Source organism: Dactylosporangium sp. CS-047395 (genome assembly GCF_050942185.1).
In the GTDB taxonomy this organism is placed as follows: Bacteria; Actinomycetota; Actinomycetes; order Mycobacteriales; family Micromonosporaceae; genus Dactylosporangium.
Map to the genome: position 1 here is coordinate 8,047,627 of NZ_CP192015.1, position 21,590 is coordinate 8,069,216.

A 21,590-nucleotide genomic window follows, 5' to 3' on the forward strand; every position below is an offset into this window, starting at 1 on the left:
GGCCGCGATGAGCGAGTGGCACCTGGACCCGCAGGAGATCCGCCGGTACGCGCAGGGAGCCGGGCCGGCCGCGTCCGCCGAGGCGCACCTGATGCGCTGCGCCGGGTGCCGGACCGCCCTCGCGGCGCACGTCGACCCACGGCGGGCGGAGGCGATCTGGGCCGAGGTGGCCGATCGGGTCGACGCGCCGAGGCGGGGCTGGGTCGAGCGGCTGCTGGTCCGGCTCGGCGTCGGGGAGGCCACCGCGCGCCTGGTGGCCGCGACCCCGACGCTGCGCGGGCCGTGGCTGCTGGCGGTGGCCGGGGTGCTCGCGCTGTCGGCGTGGGCGGCCCAGGCCGACCCCCGGCTCCTGGCGATGTTCCTGGTGGCGGCGCCGCTCGGGCCGCTCGCCGGGGTCGGCTTCGCGTTCGCCGGCGGCCTCGACCCGACCCGCGAGATCGGCCTGGCCGCACCGTACTCGGGGCTGCGGCTCCTGCTGATCCGCACCGCCGCGGTCCTCGCGGTCACGGTGCCGATCGTGGCCGCCGCCGGGCTCGCGCTGCCGGGCACCACCTGGGCCGCCGTCGCGTGGCTGCTGCCGACCGCCGGGCTGGTCGGCGCCGCGCTGGCGCTGACCCGGCACCTGGCGCCGGTCACCGCGGTCGCCGTCGTGGCCGCGGGCTGGGGCCTGCTGACCGCCCCGATCACCGTCGCCGGCCGCATCGAGCTGGCCTTCGGCGTCCCCGCCCAGGCCGGCTGGCTCGCGCTGGCGGTGGCGGGCGGGATCTGGCTGAGCACTGGACGAATGGAGAGCAACGCATGATCGCCGTCAGGGTGCACGGTGCCACCAGGTCCTTCGGGCGCACCACGGCGCTGGACGGGGTGGACCTCGAGGCCGGCCCGGGTGTGACCGGGCTGCTGGGGCCGAACGGGGCGGGCAAGACGACGCTGCTGCGCATCATCGCGACCGTCCTCGCGCCGGACCGGGGCACGGTGACGCTGCTCGACCGCGACCCGGCCAGGCCCGACGACCGTACCCGCATCCGCCGCCGCCTCGGCTACCTCCCGCAGGACGCCGGCTTCCACCGCGGCTTCACGGTCTTCGAGTTCATCGACTACGTGGCGATCCTCAAGGAGATGACCGACCGCCGCCCGCGGCACGACGAGGTCCGCCGGGTCATCGACCTGACCGGCCTCACCGCCGTGAGCGGCAAACGCATCCGCGCCCTCTCCGGCGGCATGCGCCGGCGCGTCGGCCTGGCCCAGGCCCTGCTCGGCGACCCGGAACTGCTGGTCCTCGACGAGCCGACGGTCGGCCTCGACCCCGAGCAGCGCCTCCGCTTCCGCGAGATGATCTCGCAGGCCGGCGAGGGCCGCACCGTCGTGCTGTCCACCCACCAGACCGAGGACGTCGCCGCCCTGTGCACCCGGATCGCCGTGATCCACCAGGGCCGCGCGAGATTCACCGGTACCCCCGCCGAGCTCACCGCCCAGGCCGCCGGTCGCGTGTGGACGGACCCGGCCCGCTCCCCCGCCGCGCTGGCCGCCTGGCGCACCGGCGAGGGCGCGTACCGCAACATCGGCGACCCCCCACCGGACGCGGACCTCGTCCCGCCGACCCTCGAGGACGCCTACCTCCTGCTGATGGCCCAGTCATGAGAACCCTCATCCTCGCCGAGGCCCGCCGCTTCGCCCGCCACCCCGCCCTGTGGCCGATCCCCGTCGTCGTGGCCGTCACCTCGGCCCTGGACAGCGCCACCGCCGGCCGCAACGCCGCCTACTGGGTCGGCACACTGTTCACCGCGATCGCCTTCTTCGGCCCCATCTTCGTCCTCTTCGCCGCCAACCTCGTCGCCGGCGGCGCCCGCCGCGGCCACGCCGAAGCGACCCTGGAGGCCACCCCGACCCCCGACCCGGCCCGCACGTGGGCGATGGCGCTGGGCGTCGCCCTGCCCCTGCTGGCGGCCGGCATCCTCGTGACCGCCGCCATGGGCATCGTCGACGCCATTTACAACCTTCACTTGTACGGCCTGGGCGAGCTGGCCCAGTTCCCGCTCGTCCTGACCGGCGCGGGCCTGCTGGGCGTCCTCGGCGCCCGCTGGCTCCCGTTCACCGGCGGCGTCCTGATCGTCTTCGTCGCCGCGACGATCGGCGCGCTGGTGGTGTTCGGCCGCTTCGACGCCGGCCTGTGGTGGATGTGGTGGACGACGGCCGAGCCGCCGGAGGGCAGCCACCCGTCCCCGGGCACACCGTGGCTGCACGCGGTGTACCTGCTCGGCCTGTGCACCTGCGCCTGCGTGGCGGCCGCGTACCGGCACCGGCGGACCCAGCTCGTCCGCGTCGGCGGCCCGGTGCTCGTGGTGACGCTCGTCGTCGGCTGGCTGCAGCTGCTATGAGGGTGGCGTGGGAGCTGGCGCGCCGCGGCCATCTGGTGCGCGGCGCGCGGCTGGCCCCGTTCGTGCCGGCGGTGGTGACGGTGCTGATCCTGCTGGTGGTGCGCCGCGACGGTACGCCGGACCCGCTGGGCGACCTGCGGCTTCTGGGGCTGCTGCTGGCCCTGGGCAGCGGCTACGTCCTCGACGACGGCGCGGCGGTGACGTTGCAGGCGAGCCCGTACGGCCTGGCCCGCCGGCTCCTGCTCCGCGTCGCCCTCGCCGTGGCCGTCGTCGCTCCACTGTGGAGTCTGATGCTCGTGTACCTCGGGCCGTCCTCGGTCGGCTTCGGGGTCAGCGTGGAGCTCGGGGCCGGGCTGGTGCTGGGGTGGGCGGTCGCGGTGTGGGGGCGGCGGTTCGGCGTCGACCAGCCGGGGCTCGCCACCTCGCCGGCCTTGCTGGCGGCACTGCTGCTGGCGGCCTCACTGTCGGCGAAGGCGCCGATGCTGGTAGGGCCGGGTCCACAGTGGACCGACGCACACCTGCGGTGGTCCTGCCTGCTGGCCGGCGCCGCGTGCGTGCTGGTGGCCGGCCTGCGCGACCCGGCCGCCCGCCGGCGGCTGACCGCTCGGGTGTAGGTGGTCGCGTCGTTGGCTCTGAGCTCGGCGTCAGCTTCAAGGCGTTGGATGTACGTCGCGCCCGGCTGTGCACGTTGGCGAATGTAACACCTTGTCCGGGTGCAGGCATTGACAAGGCGAAGCCGCCCACCACTGCCGCTGAACGGCGACGGGCCCGACCCGCTTGTGCGGGATGCGCGGGCGGCGTGGGCATACCGGACGGCCCTGGCCCGGCATCATGCAGGGCACCAAACAGGATGCGAAGTGGTCGGACATCGGCTGGACGATGAACATGGCCGCCGACGACGGCCGCGAGGTCACGCTCAAGGTGTTCGCGCACGACGGCGATGGCGGCAAGCTGAAGAAGCTCATCCAGGAGGGCGCGGCCAGCGTGGCGCCTGGGGCGTGTCCGCCAATCATGGAAGCCGCATGACGGCGGCGATGAGAACCAGGGTGGCGCGGTGGAGGCTGGCCCGCTGCGCGTAGCGGGCGACCTGGTTGGTGCTCTCCGGGATGGTGTGGCGGATACCGCGGCGACGCAACGCCATCCTTCCACAACGTCCCATCGATCACCTGACGGTGATCCCGCCACCTCCCCGAACGCTCTCCAGCCTCCGGTACCAACGGTGCGATCACCGCCCCACGACACATCCGTCAACCCGTCACGACGACCGCCAACACATCGTCACCGATCACCACCTACATGATCGGCAGGACACGCTCTAGTCGGTGAGGCCGAGGTCGTCTCGAAGCAACCGCCACAGTTCACGAACCTCTGGCGGGGTGGGTGTGCGGCTGGCGAACCGATAGCCGAGCAGTGCCTTGTCCTTCCGCGATGGTTCCTGATGCAACGACGACCAGACGGCCGAGTCGACGGTCTCGAAAAACGCCTCGATCTCGCCACGACCCTTGCGATCATCGACGCCGAACTCGGTCGCGAGCGTGCGAACCCGGTGTACTTGCCACCTTGCCACGGCCTGGTCGAAGGTCTCGCTGTCCGGATCGCCGGCGCCGACCGCCGGCCGTGGCAGTTTGGAGAGGGCTCGGCCCGGCGCGAATGCAGGACCGTCGGCGACAATCGCGTAAGGGATGTCCAGGGCCTCCATCAGCTTCGCGTATTTGGGGAATCGCTCGTCTCCGCCCACGCTGACGAAGGCCACATAGGACGACTCGGGTGAGGGCAGTTCCGGGCTGTCGGTGCCGGCCAGCCAGGTCTCCAAGGCGTCGACCTCGGTCGGTCCCTCCACGAGGACGACGCCGGCAGCGAACAGGAGCATCCGCAGGTGTGACTGCCGCAGCAGCTCCTTCATGTCCTCGAACTCGCGTTGCGCGAACTGTGGCCGGTGGATCTTCGTCGTGCCTCCCCGACGGACCAGGCGGGTGACGACGGCGAGATCGGTGACGTCGTGAACCGGAACAAGATCCGCGCTGTGGGTGATCATGACTGTCTGCCGGTTCCGGCGGTGGGCCTGTAGAGCCCGCAGCAAGCGTCGCTGAGCGATGGCGCTGACGTTGGTTGCTGGCTCATCGAGGATGACCGTGTCGTAGTCGCCGGTCAAAAGTATCGACAACCACGCGCTCTCCTCTACACCCGCACCGGCCAGGCGCAGCGGAAGGTCCGCCTTTCGGCCCGTTGCGACGTCGGTCTCGACGACAACAGGTGTGACGCGCAGCTGCTGTCGGTCTGTCCCGACGCCTTCCTGTCGCACCTCGAGCCGCCGGCCAGTGACCTCCCCGAACACCTCCTGCGCGGCGCGAAAACGATCCCGGTCGGCAGCGTCGCCCATCTTGAGACGCAGCAACTCGACGGCTAGACCGCTCCCGTCGTCCATTCGCGGCCGAGCGTTGATCTCCGCGGGGTCGACGAATTCTCTGACCGGCATCCTCCGGTTGTCCGTGACAAGCAGAGCCTCCGATAGCAGGCGGTCGAGGACCTGGGCGAAGGTGAGATGTGAGCCGGTTGCCGTACCGAGAGTGGGAAACCGGTCCATCAACCGGCGCAATGCTGGCAACTCGGGCTCGTTGTTGGTCCGGCGCGCCACCACCTCCACCGGGGATTCGGTCTTGAGCAGATCTGCGAACACGAACGACGAGAATGCCTGGCTGTACGCCTTCTGCCAGCCGGATTGGAAGGTTGGGGCAGCGAGGTCAGGGACGGGCTTGCCGTCGGCGTCCCGCAGGATCTCCTGCGGCCTCGACCGCGATGATGCCCAGCCCGGGGATTCGGGGATCGGGCCCGGCGCGAGCGTGTTGCCCAGGCGTAAGCCGAGATGGGCGGCCGGCTCGCTGGTCTCCCAGTACACCAGCCACGGATCGCTACGCCGTTCGTCGTGCCGGACGACCAATTGCCCGCGCGCCAGGATGTCGCGCGCCCGCAGGTTGTCCGGCAATAGATCGTCGAGTTCGGCCAGCATCTTCGTGGTCTGAAGCTGGAACGTTGAAAGGTAGGCGGCACGTGCCCAGTCCTCGAGAACGTCGAGTTCCTCGCGCCGGTCGAAGATCAGTCCCAGTCGCGCCTCGAACCTTGTGCTGCCGAATCGACCTGCCAGGGACCACTCCTCGTTGAGGTCCAGGGAGTCTTGGAAGGCCACCGCACCCACCGCCGCCACAGCCAGCCGTGCGACGCGCCCGAGATTCGTCTTTCCGCTGCCGTTGGGGCCGACGATGACTGACAAGGTTTCCGGAACATCAAGGTCAAGCTCGGAGAACGACAGCAGTTCGACCGCGCCGATCGAGGAGATGCGCATGGGCTCAGCAAACCAGCCGTCGTAGCGTGGGTCGGATTGCCACACCGCGATCGACAGGACGTGAGTCCGAGGCGAGTATATGAAAGGACGCCTGGCGCGGTCACTGGTCGATCTGCTGGCAGGCCCCCGGCTTCAGCGCGCCCGGCTTGATCTCGACGTCGGCCGTACTGTGGTCCAGAATCACGCGGACCTGCATCTTCGGACACTCCCAAGCCACCGTAGGCCTGCGCTCGGCCACCGGCACCAGATACCCACGCAACCACGCGGCGGTCGGTGCGGCAGCGGCGTCCCCAGCCGGGATCGCGGCCGTCACGCAGCCCTTCAGAAAGTCCAGCGAACCCTGCGAAAGCGCACCCCCGTTGTCGCCCCGCAGCTGGCACTCGATCGAAAAGTTCTGCTGGGCGTCCACCACCGCCAGGACCGTCCCGAGCCGGACCTCGCCATGCCCGGTGGGCGACAGCGTGACAGGCTGCGGAAGCCGCGTGACCCACTCGTCAAGCGTCACCGGCAGCCCGTCCCCGCCGCCGCCCGGCAGGAAGAAGCCGTCGCTCGGCGCCACCGTCACCAGCGTCGACGAGGGCTTCGCCGTGGGCACCGGCTCTTCCTGGTGGGGACTGGAGCAGGCGGCGACGGCCGAGCATGCGGCAAGAACGATCCACAGACGGCGGGGCTTGACCAACACGGGGAGAAGCTACCTGCGCAGGCCTCGCGAGACCAATTCGGTGGGCAGGACCACGGTGTGCGGCCAGGAGCGGTCCCCGTCGATGCGGCGGAACAGCAGTTCGGTCGCGGTGCGGGCCAGGGCCCGGCTGTCGTAGGCGATTACCGTCAGCGGGTACGGCACCAGGCGGGCCAGTTCGAAATCGTCGAAGGCCAGCAGGGCCGCGTCGCTGTCGCGGTGGTGGAGTTCTTCGATGACGCCCAGGGTGATGCGGTTGTTGAGGCTGAAGAACGCCGTCGGCGGGTCCGGCTGGTCCAGCAGGGCCGCGACCACCCGGCCGGCCTCGGCCGGGTCGCGGACGCCGTCGCGGACCAGGGTCTCGTCGTACGGGGCGCCCGCCTCGACCAGGGCATCCTGCGCGCCGTCGAGGCGTTCGCGCATGGTGTAGACGCCGATGGAGTCGAGCAGGACGGCGATGCGGCGGTGGCCGGCGGCGACGAGGCGGCGGACGCCGTCGCGGGCGCCGCCGCGGTTGTCCAGCAGGACGGTGTCGGCGCGCAGGTTGCCGGGCGGGCGGTCCAGGAAGACCACCGGGGTGCCCAGCTCGACCTCGGCGCGCAGGAACGAGTGGTCGTGGCCGGCCGGGACGACCAGCAGGCCGTCGACCCGCCGGGCGCACAGGTCGCGCAGGAGCTGCTGCTCGCGGGCCGGGTCCTCCTCCGAGCTGGCGATGATCAGCATCGTGTCGCGCTGCCTCGCGATTTCGGCGGCGGTGCCGGCGATGGTGGCGTAGAACGGGTTGGCGATCTCCTCGATCAGCAGGCCGATGGTGGCCGTGGCCTGGCCGGAGCGCAGGGAGCTGGCCAGGTGGTTGCGGCGGAAGCCCAGCTCGGCGACGGCGGCGAGGACCCGTTCGGCGAGTTCGGGCTGCACGTACGGGGCGTCGTTCACGACTCGCGACACGGTCTTCAGGCTCACGCCGGCCCTCGCGGCCACGTCCGCCATGGTGGGACGCCGGGTGCGGCCCGACTCGCTTGTCACGCGACAGACGATAGCGGTACGGCGGTGAGCTTTGACAACGTTGACAGAAATCGCTGATCAAACCCATGGATCTTGACAACGTTGTCAGGTCGGGACAGGCTGACGCTCGCCACCGGGCGTCCCCTGCGCCCGTGATCACCCGTGGAGTGAACACCATGAGAAAGCTAGCCGGGGCAGTCGCGCTGCTGCTGCCCATCGGCCTGCTCGTCGCCGCCGCACCGGCGAGCGCCGCCGCACCGCCCGGCGACTTCGTCTCCTCCTTCGAGTCCACCGACCCCCAGCCGGCCGCGACCACCGTCGAGGTCGACCGGAACGGCCGGCCGATCCAGGGCAACCTGTCCGGGTCGAGCCCGAACGGCCTGCCCGGCAGCCTGCTCGCCCAGGTCGCCGCGATCACGGCCAGCGCCGAGAACCCGCCCAACGAGGTCGCGGCCCGCCTGGCCGACGGCAACCCGTCCACCAAGTGGCTCGCCTTCAACCCCACCGGCTGGGCCGCCTACCAGCTCAAGGCGCCGGCGGCCGTGGTCAAGTACGCGCTGACCTCCGGCGGCGACGCGCCCGGCCGCGACCCCAAGGATTTCACGCTGCAGGGGTCCAACGACGGCAGCCAGTGGACCGACCTGGACCGGCGCACCGGCCAGACGTTCAGCGGCCGGTTCGCGACCAACACCTACAGCTTCACGAACACCACCGCGTACAGCTGGTACCGGCTCGACGTCACCGCGAACTCCGGTGACTCGCTGATCCAGCTGGCCGACTGGGACATCAGCGACGGCACGGACACCCGGCCGCCCGCCACGCCGATGGTCAGCGTGGCCGGGGCGGGGCCCGTCAGCGGGTACAACATGAAACCGAACGCCGGCTTCACGGGCCTGGCGTCGCTGCGGTATTCGGGCGGGGCCGAGGCCGACGGGCGCTCGTTCGCGACGAACAAGCTGTTCGACGTGAACATCCCGGTCGGGCCGAAGACGCGGCTGTCCTACAGGATCTTCCCGGAGTACACCGGGCAGGACGCGCAGTACCCGTCCACGTACGCCGCGATCGACCTGCACTTCACCGACGGCTCGTACCTGAGCGCGCGCTCGCCGCTGGACCAGCACGGCTACGCGCTGACCGCGGCCGGCCAGGGTGCCTCCAAGGTGCTCTACGCCGACCAGTGGAACGCGGTGCAGTCCGAGGTCGGCGCGGTCGCGAACGGTAAGACGATCGACCGGATCCTGCTCGCGTACGACGACCCGCAGGCGAGCGCCGCGACCCGGTTCCAGGGCTGGATCGACGACGTCACGGTGACCGGCACGCCCGCCGCGATCGACGGTGCCAGCCTCACCAACTTCGTCGACACGCGGCGCGGCACCAACGCCTCCGGGTCGTTCTCGCGCGGCAACAACCTGCCGATTTCCGCGGTACCGAACGGCTTCAACTTCTTCACGCCCGTCACGAACGCGACGTCGGACTCGTGGGAGTACGAGTACCAGCGGGCCAACAACGGCGCGAACCTGCCGACGCTGCAGGGCCTCGCGATCTCGCACGAGCCGAGCCCGTGGATGGGTGACCGCAACCAGATGTCGGTCATGCCGGTCGCGGCCGGCGGCACCCTCACCGGCGCGCCGAGCAGCCGGGCCCTGTCGTTCAGCCACGCCGACGAGATCGCGCACCCGGACTTCTACCAGGTGAAGACCGGCAACGGGATCACCGCACAGCTCTCGCCGACCGACCACGGCGGCGCCATGCGGTTCACCTTCCCGGCCGGGCAGGCCACCGGCAGCCTGGTGTTCTACAACGGCACGTTCACCATCGGCACGGACGGGACGTACACCGGCTGGGTCGACAACGGCAGCGGCCTGTCGGTCGGGCGCAGCCGGATGTTCGTGGCCGGCACCTTCGACCGCGCCCCGTCGGCCACCGCGGCCTCGTCGGCGACGTTCGACACCTCGGCCGGGTCCACGGTGACGCTGCAGATCGCGACCTCGTTCATCTCGCTCGACCAGGCCCGCAAGAACCTCGACCTCGAGGTGACCGGCCGCAGCTTCGAGCAGATCCACGCGGCGGCGACCGCGGCGTGGCAGGACCGGCTCGGCCGGGTCGAGGTCAAGGGCGCGAGCGAGACGCAGCTGGTGACGCTGTACTCCAACCTGTACCGCCTCAACCTCTACCCGAACTCGCAGTCGGAGAACACCGGCACCGCCGCCGCGCCGCACTGGCAGTACGCCAGCCCGGTCTCGGCGCCGACCGGCACGTCGACCGCGACCAACACCGGCGCGAAGCTCGTCGACGGGCTCATCTACGTCAACAACGGCTTCTGGGACACGTACCGCACCGTGTGGCCCGCCTACACGCTGCTGTACCCGGACGTCGCGGCGCGCATCGCCGACGGGTTCGTGCAGCAGTACCGCGACGGCGGCTGGATCGCCCGCTGGTCCTCGCCCGGCTACGCCGACCTGATGACCGGCACCAGCGCCGACGTGGCCCTCGCCGAGGCGTACCTCAACGGGGTCAAGCTGCCCGACCCGATGAGCGCGTACAACGCGGCGGTCCGCGACGCGACGGTCGTGTCCGGCCAGAGCGGCGTGGGTCGCAAGGGCATCCAGACCTCGCAGTTCCTCGGCTACACGCCGACGTCGACCGGCGAGTCGGTGTCGTGGGCGCTCGAGGGGTACATCAACGACTACGGCATCGGCAACATGGCCGCCGCCCTGGCCAAGGACCCGGCCACGCCCAAGGCCGACCGGGACCGGCTCAAGGAGGAGTCCGAGTACTTCCTCCAGCGCGCCCGCAACTACGTCAACCTGTTCGACCCCAGCAGCAAGTTCTTCCAGGGGCGCGACGCCGCCGGCAACTTCCTCAACGGCAACCCGCTGGACTGGGGCGGCGTCTACACCGAGACCGACGGCTGGAACTTCGCCTTCACGGCGCAACAGGACGGGCAAGGACTGGCCAACTTGTACGGCGGGCAGGACGGCCTGCTCCGCAAGCTCGACGAGTTCTTCGCCACCCCCGAGAAGGCCGACCACCCCGGTGGCTACGGCGGCACCATCCACGAGATGCTGGAGGCGCGGGCCGTGCGCCTGGGCCAGCTCGGGATGAGCAACCAGCCCTCGCACCACATCCCCTACATGTACGACTACGCCGGCGCTCCCGCGAAGACGCAGGCGATCGTGCGGGAGATCCTGCAGCGGCTCTACGTCGGCAGCGAGATCGGCCAGGGCTACCTGGGCGACGAGGACAACGGCGAGCTCTCGTCGTGGTACGTGCTCAGCTCGCTCGGCCTCTACCCGCTGCAGGCCGGCTCGCCCAACTGGGCCATCGGCTCGCCGCAGTTCACGAAGATGACGGTGCACCGCAAGAGCGGCGACATCGTGGTCAACGCCCCGAACAACAGCACGAGGAACGTCTACGTCCAGGGCGTCAAGGTCAACGGCAAGAAGCTCAAGGACGTCTCGATCGACTCGTCCGTCCTCGCGCGGGGCGGGACGATCGACTTCGACATGGGCAACAAGCCTTCCTCCTGGGGTACGGGCAAGAACGACGCCCCGCCGTCGCTGACCAAGGGCGACGACGCGCCGCAGCCGCTGCAGGACACCACCGGCCCGGGCCTCGGCACCGCGACCGCGACCGGCGGCCAGGACGCGGCGAAGCTGTTCGACGACACGTCCGCCACGCAGATGACGTTCGCGACCGGGACGCCGCAGATCAGCTGGGCGTTCCGGGGCGGCAAGCAGAAGCCGACGTGGTACACGATCACCTCGGGCGCGAACGCCGGCGACCCGTCCGACTGGAAGCTGCAGGGCTCCCGGGACGGGGTCAGCTGGAGCACCGTCGACTCCCGCAAGGACGAGACGTTCACCTGGCGCAACCAGACCCGGCCGTTCCAGATCAGGAATCCGGGGAAGTACACGCAGTTCCGGCTGGTCGTCACCAGGACCGTCGGCGCGGCGCAGACCAACCTGGCCGAGATCGAACTGCTGCGCGGCGGCGACGTCGCACTCGGCGGCGGCGACGTCACGGTGACCCCGGCGGCCGCGGTGCCCGCGACGAACGGGGTGGCGGTTTCGGTACCCCTGGCCACGGTCACCGGTGGCACCGCGACCGCGTACCAGGCGACCGTGGACTGGGGTGACGGCACCCCGGCGACCACCGGCACCGTCGCGCTGAGCTCGCGGGCCGTGTACAGCGTCTCCGGCTCGCACACCTACGCCCAGCCCGGCTACCACCAGGCGTCGGTCACCGTGACCGACGGCAGCAGCCAGGACTCGGCGACGGTCGGCGTCGACGTCGGCTTCGCGCCGCCGAACGGGCTCACGGCCGCCTTCGACTCCGTCTGCATCGGCGACGAGGGCGTGCTCGCGGCCAACTGCGACGCGAAGAACTGGGCGTACTCCCGGGCCGCGCTCAACCCCGGCTCGCTGGGGGCGGTGCCCGGCACGGCGCTGCACTTCGCGTTCCCGGCCACGCCCGCGGGACAGCCGGACAACGCCACCGGCAACGGCAGGACGATCGCGCTCGACCTGCCCGCCGACGCCACCAGCATCTCCTTCATCGGCGCCGGCACCCAGGGCAACCAGAACACGACCGGCACGGCGACGTTCAGCGACGGCAGCACGGCGAGCCTCCCGATCCAGTTCAGCGACTGGACCCTGGGCGGCAACCCCAACGGCACGCCGTCCTACGGCAACATCGTGGTCGCGAAGAACGCGTACCGCCTGCTCGGCACCGCCCGCGACGGGGCGCAGCCGTTCCTGTTCGCCACGGCGCCGTACCAGATCCCGGCGGGCAAGACGCTCGTCTCGGTGACCCTGCCCACGCAGTCCGGCGACCCCGGCTCCGCGGGCCGGATCCACGTGTTCGCCATCGCCGACGACGGCACCCCGCCGCCGGCGCTGGCGACCACGGCCCCCGCCAACCAGACGGCCACCACCGGCGCGTCGTTCACGGCCGCGCTCGGCACCGTCACCGGCGGCGTCGGCGGCTACCACGCCCGCGTCCAGTGGGGTGACGGGTCGGCTCCTCAGGACGCTTCGGTTGGCGCCGGCGGTGCGATCAGCGCCCAGCACACGTACACGGTGAAGGGCTCGTTCGTTGTTCACGTGACGGCGTGGGACACGCGGTCCAGCATCACATCGACCTTCACCGTCACGGTCGGGGGCGGCGGCAAGCAGCCCACGATCTCGGCGACGCGCACCGGTTCCACGATCGCCGTGGACGGCACCGGCTTCAACGCCGGCGAGCAGGTGCGCGTCCAGCTGGCCGGCAGCGACGCCACGGTCAAGGCCACCGCGGCCGGCGCCGTGCACACGTCCCTGGCCGCGCCCGCACCGCCCGGCCTGTACGCGGTGACCGCCGAGGGCGCCACGTCCCAGGCCCCGGCGACGGCCACCATCGAGCTCAGCGCCCCACCCGTGGCGATGGGCCCGCAGCCGCAGATCACCCTGTCGGCCACCGAGGGCCCGCGCGGCACGGCGCTGACCCTCGACGCCTCCGGCTTCGCGCGGAACGAAACGGTCACGATCACCTTCGGCGACGGCCTCGCCGCGCTGACCGTCCACGCCAACGCCGACGGCATCGTCCCGGCCGCTTCCTTCAGCGTCCCGGGCAACGCCGTGGCCGGCAGCGCCACCAGCATCCAGCTGGCCGGCGCCGACTCGAAGATCCGGGTCGAGGTGCCCTTCACGGTCACCTACTGACCCGCGAGTAGTGCGAAGCCGCCGGTGGGCCCGTCCCACCGGCGGCTTTTCACGTCCGGGCCCGCTCCAGCACCTGGTCGTCGGTGAGGGGCGCCCGCGGATGATGGCTCAGGCAGAGCGGTGTCCGCACCAGCTGCGGTGGTTCACCCTCCACCGTGACGTAGAACTCGCCCGCCGTGAGCCGACCGAGATCGGGGATGTCGCCGCCCTTCATCCGAGCCATCTCGCGGGCCGCCTCGATCTGCACCGGCGAATTGAGCAGGCCGAAGAACTGGGTCGTGGCGTTGCCCGCGATCCGGTTGTGCAAGCCCTTCGGGGCCTGGGTCGCGAAGATCAGGCCCAGGCCGTACTTGCGCGCCTGTGCGGCGAGCGCCAGCGTGCTCTGCGTGCAGGCCGTCATCGCACCCGACGGGGCCAGCGTCTGCGCCTCGTCCATCACGAACAGGCCGAGCAACGGCCGATTGGCCGCGGGATGCTTCTTGATCCAGGCGAACAGGGCCATCTGCAGCTGGTTGACGAAGCCCTGACGGGTCTCCTCGGCCGGCAGCCCGATCAGGCTGATCACCGAGATCCGGGCCCGCCTGCCGGGCGTGGGCGTGAGCAACACACCGGGATCGGCCGGGGCTCCGCTGCCGGCGAAGAGCGGGTCGTTGTCCATCGAGGCGGTGAGCGTCTGGGCCAGGCCGGCGGCGATCCGCTCGGCCCCGTCGAGGGTACTGACCCCGGCCGGCAGCTCGGCCAGGAGCTGGATGAGGCCGGGGACGTCCCGGCCGCCCTGGCGGGCGTAGTGCTCGACCGCGCGGCGCAGGACCGCCATGCCCAGGTGGGCCTTCGCGGCCCGGCCGCCGAGCTGGGCGCGGGGGGCGAGGGCGGCCACCGCGGCCTCGACCGCCTCGGCCAACTCGTCAGGGTCGTCCCGCACCTGAGTGAAGTCCGGGAGCGGCTGGAAGCTCAGTGGCCGGCCCGACTCGCGGCGCGGGGTCCAGACCACGACCTCGGTGCCGGCGAAGTACTCCGCGGCGCGTTCCCGATCGCCGGACCACCACGACTCCGGCGGCTCCGGCCACTCCTCCCCGAGCCGGGCGAGGTCGTTGTTCGGGTCCAGCACGATCGCGGACACGCCGTGCAGCGCGCATTCCTCGATGAGCCGGCGGATGAGCACCGTCTTGCCCGAGCCGGAGCCGGCGAAGATCGCCACATGCTTGCGCAGCGCCTCCAGCGGCACACGCACGGGTGTGCCGTCCCGGCCCTCGCGGCCGAGGACCAGTTCGTGGGTGACGCCCTCGGCGCGGGGCCCCGACGCGAACGATGCCGCCCAGTCGTCGGCGTCGGCCAACGCCTCCTTGAACAGCGTGATCTGCGCCGCCGGTCGTTGTTTGACCAGCCACGCCTGCAGCTCCACCGGGTTCTCGTCGCGCAGGCCGTGCAGAGCGCTGAGCACCCGCAGGTCGGCGTCGTCGACGCTCAGGGTCAGGCCACCGTCGCGGTGGAACTCCTCGATCGTCTGCCGCGTCTTGGCCCCGGCGGACCAGGGGCCGTTGCGGATCAGGATCAGCCTGCGTTTCGCGGCCGCAGAAGTCAGCCCGGCGGCGACCTGGGCCCGGCGGACCCGGTTCAGGGCGGCGACCGCGTGGTGGGCGTCGCTGACCGCCCGGAAGCACCAGTGCACCTGGTCTTCGGTCGTCTCGTCCAGGGTCCGGTGCAGCCGGGCGTGCAGGTCTGGCTTCTCGCTGGGCGGCGGGTCCAGTGTGAACACCTCGCGGTCCACCCCGTGCTGCAGGATCCACGCGGTCAGACCGGCGCCGAGCAACGCCGGAAAGACCGTGTCCTCGGCCTCGGGCTCAAACGGGGAAGCGATGTCGGCATCGCGTTTGAGCGCCTCGAACCGGGCGTCGATCCGGGTGATCACCTCGTCGGCGATTTCCGGCACATCCGGGACGGGCAGGCCCGGCTCCTCGTCCTCCTCCGGCGTTTCGGACAGTCGCGTCAGCTCGCGGACCATACCGGTCCGCAGGCAGTCCCGGACATGCCGGTCGATCTCCTTGAGCAGCTGACGCGGCGTGTACTGGCCGACCTCCGCGAACGCCGATTCGCGCACCGGCCACGTCGGATACTTCGGCGTGAAACCGATGTCGCGGTACCGGGCCGCGAAACGGCTCGCGACGATCTCCTGGGCGATGCGGGCGTCCAGGATGCCCTTCAGCGACGAGCACAGGCGGAAGCGGTCGGCGGCGGTGGCGATCGCCCGGGTCTTGAGGAGTGTCCAGGTGGCCGGCAGACAGGCGACCACGATCAGGGTGCGGCGCGTGCGTTCCCGCAGCCCCAGCAGCCCGCCGGCCACCTGCTCCAGGGCCACCGCCTGCCGGTGGCCGGCCTCCTCGTCCGTGTTGAGCGCCAGGTCGGTGCTGAGCGTGGCCTGGGCCACGAGCGTGTCGATCTGGTCCACCGCGATCACCGACGGGCCGGTCAGCGCCAGCAGCAGGGAAAGCTCGCGGACGAGGTCCTCGGCGGTGTGCGGCTTGCGCCGGATTCCCCATTCCCGGCGTTCACCGGCAACCGTCTCGTCGTCGGAGATGAAATAGCTCTCGGCCACGTCCCGGTGTTCGGATCGGCGGGAGGCGCGCAGGGCCAGCGCCCGCGCGGTGTCTTCGCTTCGGTCGCCGACGAACTGGTCGTACTCCGTCAGTCCGTCGATGAAGGCGTTGAGCGCCCGCGGGGTGAGGTCGATCTCGCCCATGACGGCCCGGCGTGCCGCGCGGGGGGCTCCGACACGCGAGCACAGCCGGCGCAGCAACAGCCGCAGCTGGGTGCCGCCGTCGGCCACCGGCCGGGCCAGGCTCTCCAGCATGTGGGCCAGGACGCTGGGCCAGAAGGCCTGTTCGTCCAGAAGGCTGACGAGGAAGAAGTATCCGCCCTGTTCCTGCACGCGTTGTCGGACCCCGCCAAGGAGGTGGGTCTTGCCGGAGCCCCGCCGGCCCAGCAGCGCCAGGCCGATCGGGCTGGCGTCGGTGCTGGCCGCCGCGTCGGCGATCCCGCCCTGGAGTTCTCGCACGACTTCGGTGTGCAAACCGCTCACGTGGAATGGGGACCGACGCCAGACGTCGTCGGGCACCGGGGCCCAGGTGAGCCGGAGTGCGGCGAGTGCTTCGAGTTCGCGTTTGCTCATCGCATGCCGATCGCCAGCAGATGCCGATCCTCGCCACCGATCCGCACGGCCGCCCGCTTCTCCGCGTCCTTCAGGGTCTTCTGGTTGTCCTCGGGTTCCAGTTCGACGTCTGAGGCGTCGAGCAGTGCTTCGAGGGCCCGGTCGAGTTCAGGCTTCGTGACGTCGGCGAGCTTCGGGCGCAACCGGCTCAGGCTGACAAATGCGCCGGGCTCGGTGGCCAGTTCGGCGTAGACCGCTCGGATGCGTTCTTCCAGACCGCGATGTCCGTTGGGCGGCGTCACGCGCGGGCGGCCGTGCTGACTGTTGTGCAGGGCTGACAGCGCGGCCCAGAGCTGCTGCTCCCGGCCGGTGCTCTTCTTCGTGCCCGCGGCGTCCCTGGTGACCTCGACCGGGCCGCTCAAGAGCTTCTTCCCGCTCGGCAACAGGGTGTGGAAGTACACGCTGCCGATTTTCTTCGTCTCCACGTAGCCCGATCCGTTGAGCCGGGCGTAGTTGTCACCGACGATCCGGACACCGTAGGCCTTGTCGAGCTCGGTGTTGGAGATCTCCCGATTCTCGATCTTGAGCAGGAAGAGGAACGCGTAGTCCGTGGGGGTCAGCTCGGCCATCGGGGGTCCTTCCGGAAGTCGGCGGGCGGGTCGATCGGGGCGCCGTCGGCGGTCAAACCGAATGCCCGCAGCCGCATCAGCTGCTCGATCGGCATGGTCTCGCCGGCGGTGTGCAGGGCCATGAGCCGGTCGGCGGCGCCGTAGGTGCCCGCGTCCAGCTCGTTGTGCAGTCCTTCCAGGTCGCGCAGTTCGAAGAGCAGGCCGCACAGCTGCCAGGCCGCCTCGGGATCGGCGCCGGCGGTGGCGCGCAGGGTGGCGAGTTCCGACGCCGCACCGCCGGACCGCGACACTGCCTCGTGGACCTTCGGCAGACGCCGCTCGGCGGCCTCGTCGCCCAACTCCGCGCGGGCCCGCAACTCCTCCTCGTCGCCCCAGGCGACGTGCAGGTCGGCGAGCGCCTCCGCGGCGTACGCGTGCCCGGCGTCGGCCCGCTCCCGCAACTCACGCAGGCAACCGTGGCTGGCGAGTTCCTCGACCAGTTCCTCAGCGGCGACGGCCTCGCCGGCATCCGCCCGGATCCGCAGCGCGTCGCGGCGGCCACCGTCGTCGAGGATCTCGGCGAGTCGCCGGCGTGCCGCGGGATCACCGGTCGCGGCGGGACGCAACTCGTCGACCCGCCGTCGCAGCGCCTCGATGCCCGCAAGACATTCGGCGGCGGCACCGTCCCGCGGATCGGTGGCAAGCCGGCGATGCAACACCTCGATCGCCCGGTCGAACCGATCCTGGCGGACCAGCAGCCGGGCGAGCTCCAATGCGGCAGCGCCGTCGCCCAATTCGGTGGCGAGGCGCACCAGGGCCTGCTCGGCGTACACGTATCGCATCCGGGCGGTGGCGCTGTCGGCGATTCGCCTGAGGTCGGCCTGGTGGCCGGTCCGGGTCACCAGCGCTCGCCAGGCCTCGTCCGGGATGGGCTCGGCCCGGCGCTGCCGCCGAAGGTGCTGGGCCAGGTAGTCGGCGATGGTGTATCCGGCGAAAGTATGGGGCTTGCCGCCGTCGGACACGTCCAGTGCCGACACCTCGCCATGCAGTTTCTGCGTCACGTAGGGGACCGCCTCGGCCAGCCATTGCTCCGGAGGCTGCACGCGCCGATTTCCGCTGAGGTACCCGGCCATGGCCTCGACCAGCAGATCTTCACGCAACGGGGACTGGACGCCGAGGCGATGCGCGTCAGCCACGGCGTTGATCATCGCCTTGGCGTAGGGCCGCGCCTGTTCCCAGTGCAGCACCAGGGCGGGTCCGCCGGCCAGGACCTGTGTCACGCCCGCGTCGCGCGTGTCCAGTGCGATCCGCAGTCGGGGGTCCTCCTCGGCCTTCTCGTGGGCCCGCTCGCGCTCCGCAGTGGTGAAGTCGTCGGCGACGCTGATCACGAGCGCGCTGCGCAGCAGGCGCCGGACGTCGTCGGCCGGGTCGGACTGCCCGCCCATCAGCCGTGCGTCGTAGTGATCGGGCCACAGCGTGCCGACGACGATGTTCGGCTTGCGCGTCAAGGCACGGACGCAGTCCGCCGACAACGGTGGATGGCCGCCGAGGTAGCGCTGGAGCTCGTCGAGCCAGAAGATGGTCCGCAACGGCGGATCGTGCCTGAGCTCCAGCAGCTCCTCGGTCTGCTCCGGCTGGACCAGGAACCAGTTCGGGGCCACGTCGTGGATCGCCTCGTACAGCGAGCGGGTCTTGCCGGTGGATGAGCCGCCGACCAGGACCACGAAGCTTCCGCGCTCGACCACGCTGGTCAGCGCAGCCCGGAGACGGAAGTCGAAATCGCGCTCGACGTACGCCGGCAGCTCATCCAGCGCGTCGGGCGTGAGGACCGCGCTGTGGATGCCGAGATCGCGCGGGGAGACAGTGTCGAAGCGATCGGTGCCGGCCGCACGCTGAGCGGCACCGCGTTCCCGGGCCTTGATCCGCTGGTGCGCGGCCAGCCACAGCTGCCGCCGGCTCTCCGGCTCCTCGTAGAGGGTCAGCAGGCTCATGAGGGCCTGCTCGCCGAGCAGGGTCCGGCCGTTGAACGCGTCGCTCAGCGTGGCTCGTTTCAACGCCGGCCGAGAACCGGTCCAGGTTCGCGTTCGTTTTTCGATTTCGGCCAGCGACATCCTCTTGTCCTGGCTGAGAGCTCTGAGGGCCGCGCCGAATTCGCCTCGGGTGCGAAGTCGGGAAAGATCGGCGGCGGTTCCGGGCGTCAGCGTGCTCACCCCCCAACCCGCCGGGCCTCGCGGTGTGCGCCGGCGGATCTGCGGTCAGGCTATCGACGGCCATTCCGGAATGCCATCGGTGCTTCCGCCGCCCGGTTCGCCGTTCGGGCCACGCATTCCGGACATCGTCGAATGCAGATCAATCGATCATGTCGGCCCGGTCTCCGGTTCGTCCGGCGGTCGTCCGGTGCGGCACCGGACGACTTGACGAAGGCTCAGCTCAGCGCCATGACGACCGGCCGGACGCCACCGGATCGTCCGGTTCTGTGGCCGGAGGGTCCCGCCGGTTGCTGCACTCGTCTCCATCAGCCCCATCGCCTCAAGGAGTTCCGATGCAGCTTCATCCGTCCCTCTCGTGGCGGCGCCGCACCAGCGGCGCGCCGGAGCGCTTTCTCTGCCTGTCGGTCGACGTCCAGGGCTACGCCGGTCATGACGACCTCGGCCAGGCGCAGATCCAGCGCGATCTCCTCGACCTGCTGGACCTGGCCGGGAGCCGCGCCGGCCTGGACCGGCGGCGCTGGCTCCGCCAGCCGGCCGGCGACGCGGAACTGGCGCTGATCCCGCGCTCGGAGGCGCCGTCGCGGGTGGTCGGCGACTTCTGCCTGGAGCTCGCGGCCGCGCTGTGGCGGTACAACCGGGTGGGCGACCCGATGGCCCGGATGCGGCTGCGCCTGGCGCTGGATGACGGCCCGGCCGAGGTGGCCCGCAACGGCTTCGCCGGGCAGGCGGTGGTGGGCGTCAGCCGGCTGGTCGACGCGGCACCGCTGCGGCGGGCGCTCGAGCCGGCCGGCCCGGCCGATCTCGCGGTCATCCTCTCGGAGGGCGTGCACCGCGACTGGGTCCGCAGCGGCCGATCGGCGGTCCGGCCCGGGTGGTGCCGGCGGGTCGCGATCGCCGAGAAGGAGTACGCGGCCGACGCCTGGCTGTGGGTGCCATGCATGGTCACCGCCTGAGCCGCGTCCGTTCCGGCTCGGGTTCGGGTCGTCCGGGAGTACTACCGGTATCGCAAACCGATCGTGCGTGCGGACGATGTGCGGGGCCGGGAGCGCTGACAGCCTGGAAGCCGTGGACGAGCGGTTCGACCGGCGGGTGGTCGTGGTCGGGGGCGTCGTGTTCGCGGTGCTGATGGCGCTGTCGACACGGTACGGCTACCAGCGCGACGAGCTCTACTTCCTCGACTGTGCGCGGCATCTGCAGCCCGGCTACGTCGACCAGCCGATGCTCGCCCCGCTGCTGGCGCGGGTGTCGCTGGAGCTGTTCGGGACGTGGCTGCCGGGGCTGCGGCTGTGGCCGGCGCTCGCGGCCGGGGCGACCGTCGTGCTCGGGGGACTGACCGCGCGGGAGTTCGGCGGGGCGCGCCGGGCGCAGCTGTTCGCGGCGGTCGCGGTGGCCACGATGCCGGCGCTGTGGGCCGCCGCGCACGTGGCGAACACGACGCCGTACGCCGTGCTCGCGATCGCCGCGCTCGCGTTCGTGGTGGCGCGGATCGGGCGGACCGGTGACGTGCGCTGGTGGCTGCTCGGCGGGCTCGTCACCGGGCTGGGGCTGATGAACAACCACCAGGCGGGGTTCTTCGCCCTCGCCGTGGTGCTGACCGGTGGGCGGCGGGCGCTGCTCAACCGGTGGTTCGCCGGCGGGGTGGCGATCGCGGCCGCCGTCGTGCTGCCGGAGCTGTGGTGGCAGGCGCAGCACGACTGGGCGACGGTCGCGATGACCCGGCAGCTGAACCGCGAGAACGGCGGCCTGGGCAACGCGCCGGTCTGGGTCGTCGGGCAGCTGCTCATGGCGAGCCTCGCGCTGGTCTGGGTGTGGGCCGCCGGCCTGTGGCACCTGTGGCGCAGCGGGCGTCCACTGTGGAGGGCCCTGGCCTGGGCCTACGCGCTGCTGTTCGTGCTCTACGCCGCCACCACGGGCGTGAAGGTGTACTACCTGATGGGCGCGTACGTGTACCTGCTCGCGGCCGGTGCCGTGGCGGTCGACGGCTGGCTGCACGCGCGGGTGCGCCGCCTGCGGATCGTCACGGCCGCGACCGCGGTCGTCACCGCCGTCTTCGCCGTGCTGCTGCTGCCGGTGCTGCCGCCCACCGGGATCGGCCGGGACCACGCGATGGACGACACGCTCGCCGACACCATCGGCTGGCCGCAGCTCGTGGCCACCGTCGGGACGGTCTGGAACGCGCTGCCGCCGGAGCAGCGGGCCGCGGGGGTGATCCTCACCGAGAACTACGCCGAGGCGGCCGCGGTCAACGAGCTCGGGCGGGGGCTGCCCACCGCGGTCAGCGGGCACAACAGCCAGTGGTGGTGGGGGCCGGGCAACCCGGCGGCCACGACCGTCGTCGCCGTGGGGCCGGGGAGCGACCCGCGGTACGCGGACTATCTCGGGCGGTACTTCACCGACGTGCGCGAGGCGGCCACCATCACCAATCCGTACGGCGTGCGGAACATCGAGTCCGGCGGGCACGTCTGGGTGTGCACCGGGCCGCGCGAGCCGTGGCCGCAGCTGTGGCCCCGCCTGCGGCACTACGACTGA

15 protein-coding genes and 1 pseudogene are annotated in these 21,590 nt (G+C 71.4%); 8 read left to right on the top strand and 8 right to left on the bottom strand.

The features are described 5' to 3' along the window. Nucleotides 1-7: 7 nt before the first annotated feature. From ACQP00_RS37850 to ACQP00_RS37870, 5 genes are all read left to right on the top strand, one after another. On the top strand, nt 8-802 hold the full coding sequence (locus ACQP00_RS37850; RefSeq protein ID WP_433205463.1) for a hypothetical protein: 795 nt from the start codon (nt 8-10) through the stop codon (nt 800-802). After that, complete coding sequence (locus ACQP00_RS37855; protein ID WP_433205466.1) at nt 799-1,638, top strand: ABC transporter ATP-binding protein; 840 nt, start codon at nt 799-801, stop codon at nt 1,636-1,638. The genes ACQP00_RS37850 and ACQP00_RS37855 overlap by 4 nt, the downstream gene beginning before the upstream one ends. Next, nucleotides 1,635-2,375 (top strand): hypothetical protein, encoded by a 741-nt coding sequence (locus ACQP00_RS37860; protein ID WP_433205469.1) that lies wholly within the window; start codon nt 1,635-1,637, stop codon nt 2,373-2,375. Before ACQP00_RS37855 ends, ACQP00_RS37860 begins: the two co-directional genes overlap by 4 nt. Continuing rightward, nucleotides 2,372-2,989 (top strand): hypothetical protein, encoded by a 618-nt coding sequence (locus ACQP00_RS37865; RefSeq protein ID WP_433205472.1) that lies wholly within the window; start codon nt 2,372-2,374, stop codon nt 2,987-2,989. The genes ACQP00_RS37860 and ACQP00_RS37865 overlap by 4 nt, the downstream gene beginning before the upstream one ends. A 217-nt stretch (nt 2,990-3,206) precedes the next feature. After that, a complete protein-coding gene (locus ACQP00_RS37870; protein WP_433224372.1) occupies nt 3,207-3,401 on the top strand; it encodes a hypothetical protein in 195 nt (64 codons plus the stop codon). Here the strand turns inward: ACQP00_RS37870 and ACQP00_RS37875 are convergent. The 5 genes and pseudogenes from ACQP00_RS37875 to ACQP00_RS37895 form a co-directional block, all read right to left on the bottom strand. After that, nucleotides 3,385-3,516, bottom strand: a complete 132-nt coding sequence (locus ACQP00_RS37875) for a hypothetical protein (RefSeq protein ID WP_433224373.1) — start codon at nt 3,514-3,516, stop codon at nt 3,385-3,387. The two genes, ACQP00_RS37870 and ACQP00_RS37875, sit on opposite strands and share 17 nt — an antisense overlap. Then, nucleotides 3,500-3,626 (bottom strand): annotated as a pseudogene (locus ACQP00_RS37880) (transposase); the annotation flags it as partial. The gene ACQP00_RS37875 and the pseudogene ACQP00_RS37880, both read right to left, overlap by 17 nt. A 64-nt stretch (nt 3,627-3,690) precedes the next feature. Next, the gene (locus ACQP00_RS37885; protein ID WP_433205475.1) at nt 3,691-5,715 is read right to left on the bottom strand and encodes a TOPRIM nucleotidyl transferase/hydrolase domain-containing protein; all 2,025 of its coding nucleotides are present in this window, start codon (nt 5,713-5,715) and stop codon (nt 3,691-3,693) included. Nucleotides 5,716-5,815: 100 nt separating this feature from the next. Further along, a complete protein-coding gene (locus tag ACQP00_RS37890; protein WP_433205478.1) occupies nt 5,816-6,397 on the bottom strand; it encodes a hypothetical protein in 582 nt (193 codons plus the stop codon). 9 nt (nt 6,398-6,406) lie between these two features. Beyond that, nucleotides 6,407-7,381, bottom strand: coding sequence for a LacI family DNA-binding transcriptional regulator (locus ACQP00_RS37895; RefSeq protein WP_433224136.1), 975 nt, complete (start codon nt 7,379-7,381; stop codon nt 6,407-6,409). 191 nt (nt 7,382-7,572) lie between these two features. Between ACQP00_RS37895 and ACQP00_RS37900 the strand changes: the two genes are divergently transcribed. Continuing rightward, the gene (locus ACQP00_RS37900) at nt 7,573-13,098 is read left to right on the top strand and encodes a GH92 family glycosyl hydrolase (protein ID WP_433205481.1); all 5,526 of its coding nucleotides are present in this window, start codon (nt 7,573-7,575) and stop codon (nt 13,096-13,098) included. A gap of 49 nt (nt 13,099-13,147) precedes the next feature. Here the strand turns inward: ACQP00_RS37900 and ACQP00_RS37905 are convergent, their stop codons facing one another. The 3 genes from ACQP00_RS37905 to ACQP00_RS37915 form a co-directional block, all read right to left on the bottom strand. Continuing rightward, a complete protein-coding gene (locus ACQP00_RS37905) occupies nt 13,148-16,150 on the bottom strand; it encodes an ATP-binding protein (RefSeq protein ID WP_433205485.1) in 3,003 nt (1,000 codons plus the stop codon). 110 nt (nt 16,151-16,260) lie between these two features. After that, nucleotides 16,261-16,872, bottom strand: coding sequence for a hypothetical protein (locus ACQP00_RS37910; protein WP_433205488.1), 612 nt, complete (start codon nt 16,870-16,872; stop codon nt 16,261-16,263). Continuing rightward, entirely contained in the window at nt 16,860-18,905 is a 2,046-nt protein-coding gene (locus tag ACQP00_RS37915; RefSeq protein WP_433205491.1) for a tetratricopeptide repeat protein, read from the bottom strand. The genes ACQP00_RS37910 and ACQP00_RS37915 overlap by 13 nt, the downstream gene beginning before the upstream one ends. 488 nt (nt 18,906-19,393) lie before the next feature. Here ACQP00_RS37915 and ACQP00_RS37920 point away from each other — a divergent pair, with 488 nt between their 5' ends. Continuing rightward, nucleotides 19,394-20,014 (top strand): hypothetical protein, encoded by a 621-nt coding sequence (locus ACQP00_RS37920; RefSeq protein ID WP_433205494.1) that lies wholly within the window; start codon nt 19,394-19,396, stop codon nt 20,012-20,014. A 112-nt stretch (nt 20,015-20,126) separates the two neighbouring features. Next, entirely contained in the window at nt 20,127-21,590 is a 1,464-nt protein-coding gene (locus ACQP00_RS37925; protein WP_433205497.1) for a glycosyltransferase family 39 protein, read from the top strand.

What these genes read in the sequence shown, in the direction of transcription:
- ACQP00_RS37850 (WP_433205463.1), top strand. Translation starts at nt 8, where the DNA reads ATGAGCGAGTGGCACCTGGACCCGCAGGAGATCCGCCGGTACGCGCAG.
- ACQP00_RS37855 (WP_433205466.1), top strand. Translation starts at nt 799, where the DNA reads ATGATCGCCGTCAGGGTGCACGGTGCCACCAGGTCCTTCGGGCGCACC.
- ACQP00_RS37860 (WP_433205469.1), top strand. Translation starts at nt 1,635, where the DNA reads ATGAGAACCCTCATCCTCGCCGAGGCCCGCCGCTTCGCCCGCCACCCC.
- ACQP00_RS37865 (WP_433205472.1), top strand. Translation starts at nt 2,372, where the DNA reads ATGAGGGTGGCGTGGGAGCTGGCGCGCCGCGGCCATCTGGTGCGCGGC.
- ACQP00_RS37870 (WP_433224372.1), top strand. Translation starts at nt 3,207, where the DNA reads ATGCAGGGCACCAAACAGGATGCGAAGTGGTCGGACATCGGCTGGACG.
- ACQP00_RS37875 (WP_433224373.1), bottom strand. Translation starts at nt 3,516, where the DNA reads ATGGCGTTGCGTCGCCGCGGTATCCGCCACACCATCCCGGAGAGCACC.
- ACQP00_RS37885 (WP_433205475.1), bottom strand. Translation starts at nt 5,715, where the DNA reads ATGCGCATCTCCTCGATCGGCGCGGTCGAACTGCTGTCGTTCTCCGAG.
- ACQP00_RS37895 (WP_433224136.1), bottom strand. Translation starts at nt 7,381, where the DNA reads ATGGCGGACGTGGCCGCGAGGGCCGGCGTGAGCCTGAAGACCGTGTCG.
- ACQP00_RS37900 (WP_433205481.1), top strand. Translation starts at nt 7,573, where the DNA reads ATGAGAAAGCTAGCCGGGGCAGTCGCGCTGCTGCTGCCCATCGGCCTG.
- ACQP00_RS37910 (WP_433205488.1), bottom strand. Translation starts at nt 16,872, where the DNA reads ATGGCCGAGCTGACCCCCACGGACTACGCGTTCCTCTTCCTGCTCAAG.
- ACQP00_RS37920 (WP_433205494.1), top strand. Translation starts at nt 19,394, where the DNA reads ATGCAGCTTCATCCGTCCCTCTCGTGGCGGCGCCGCACCAGCGGCGCG.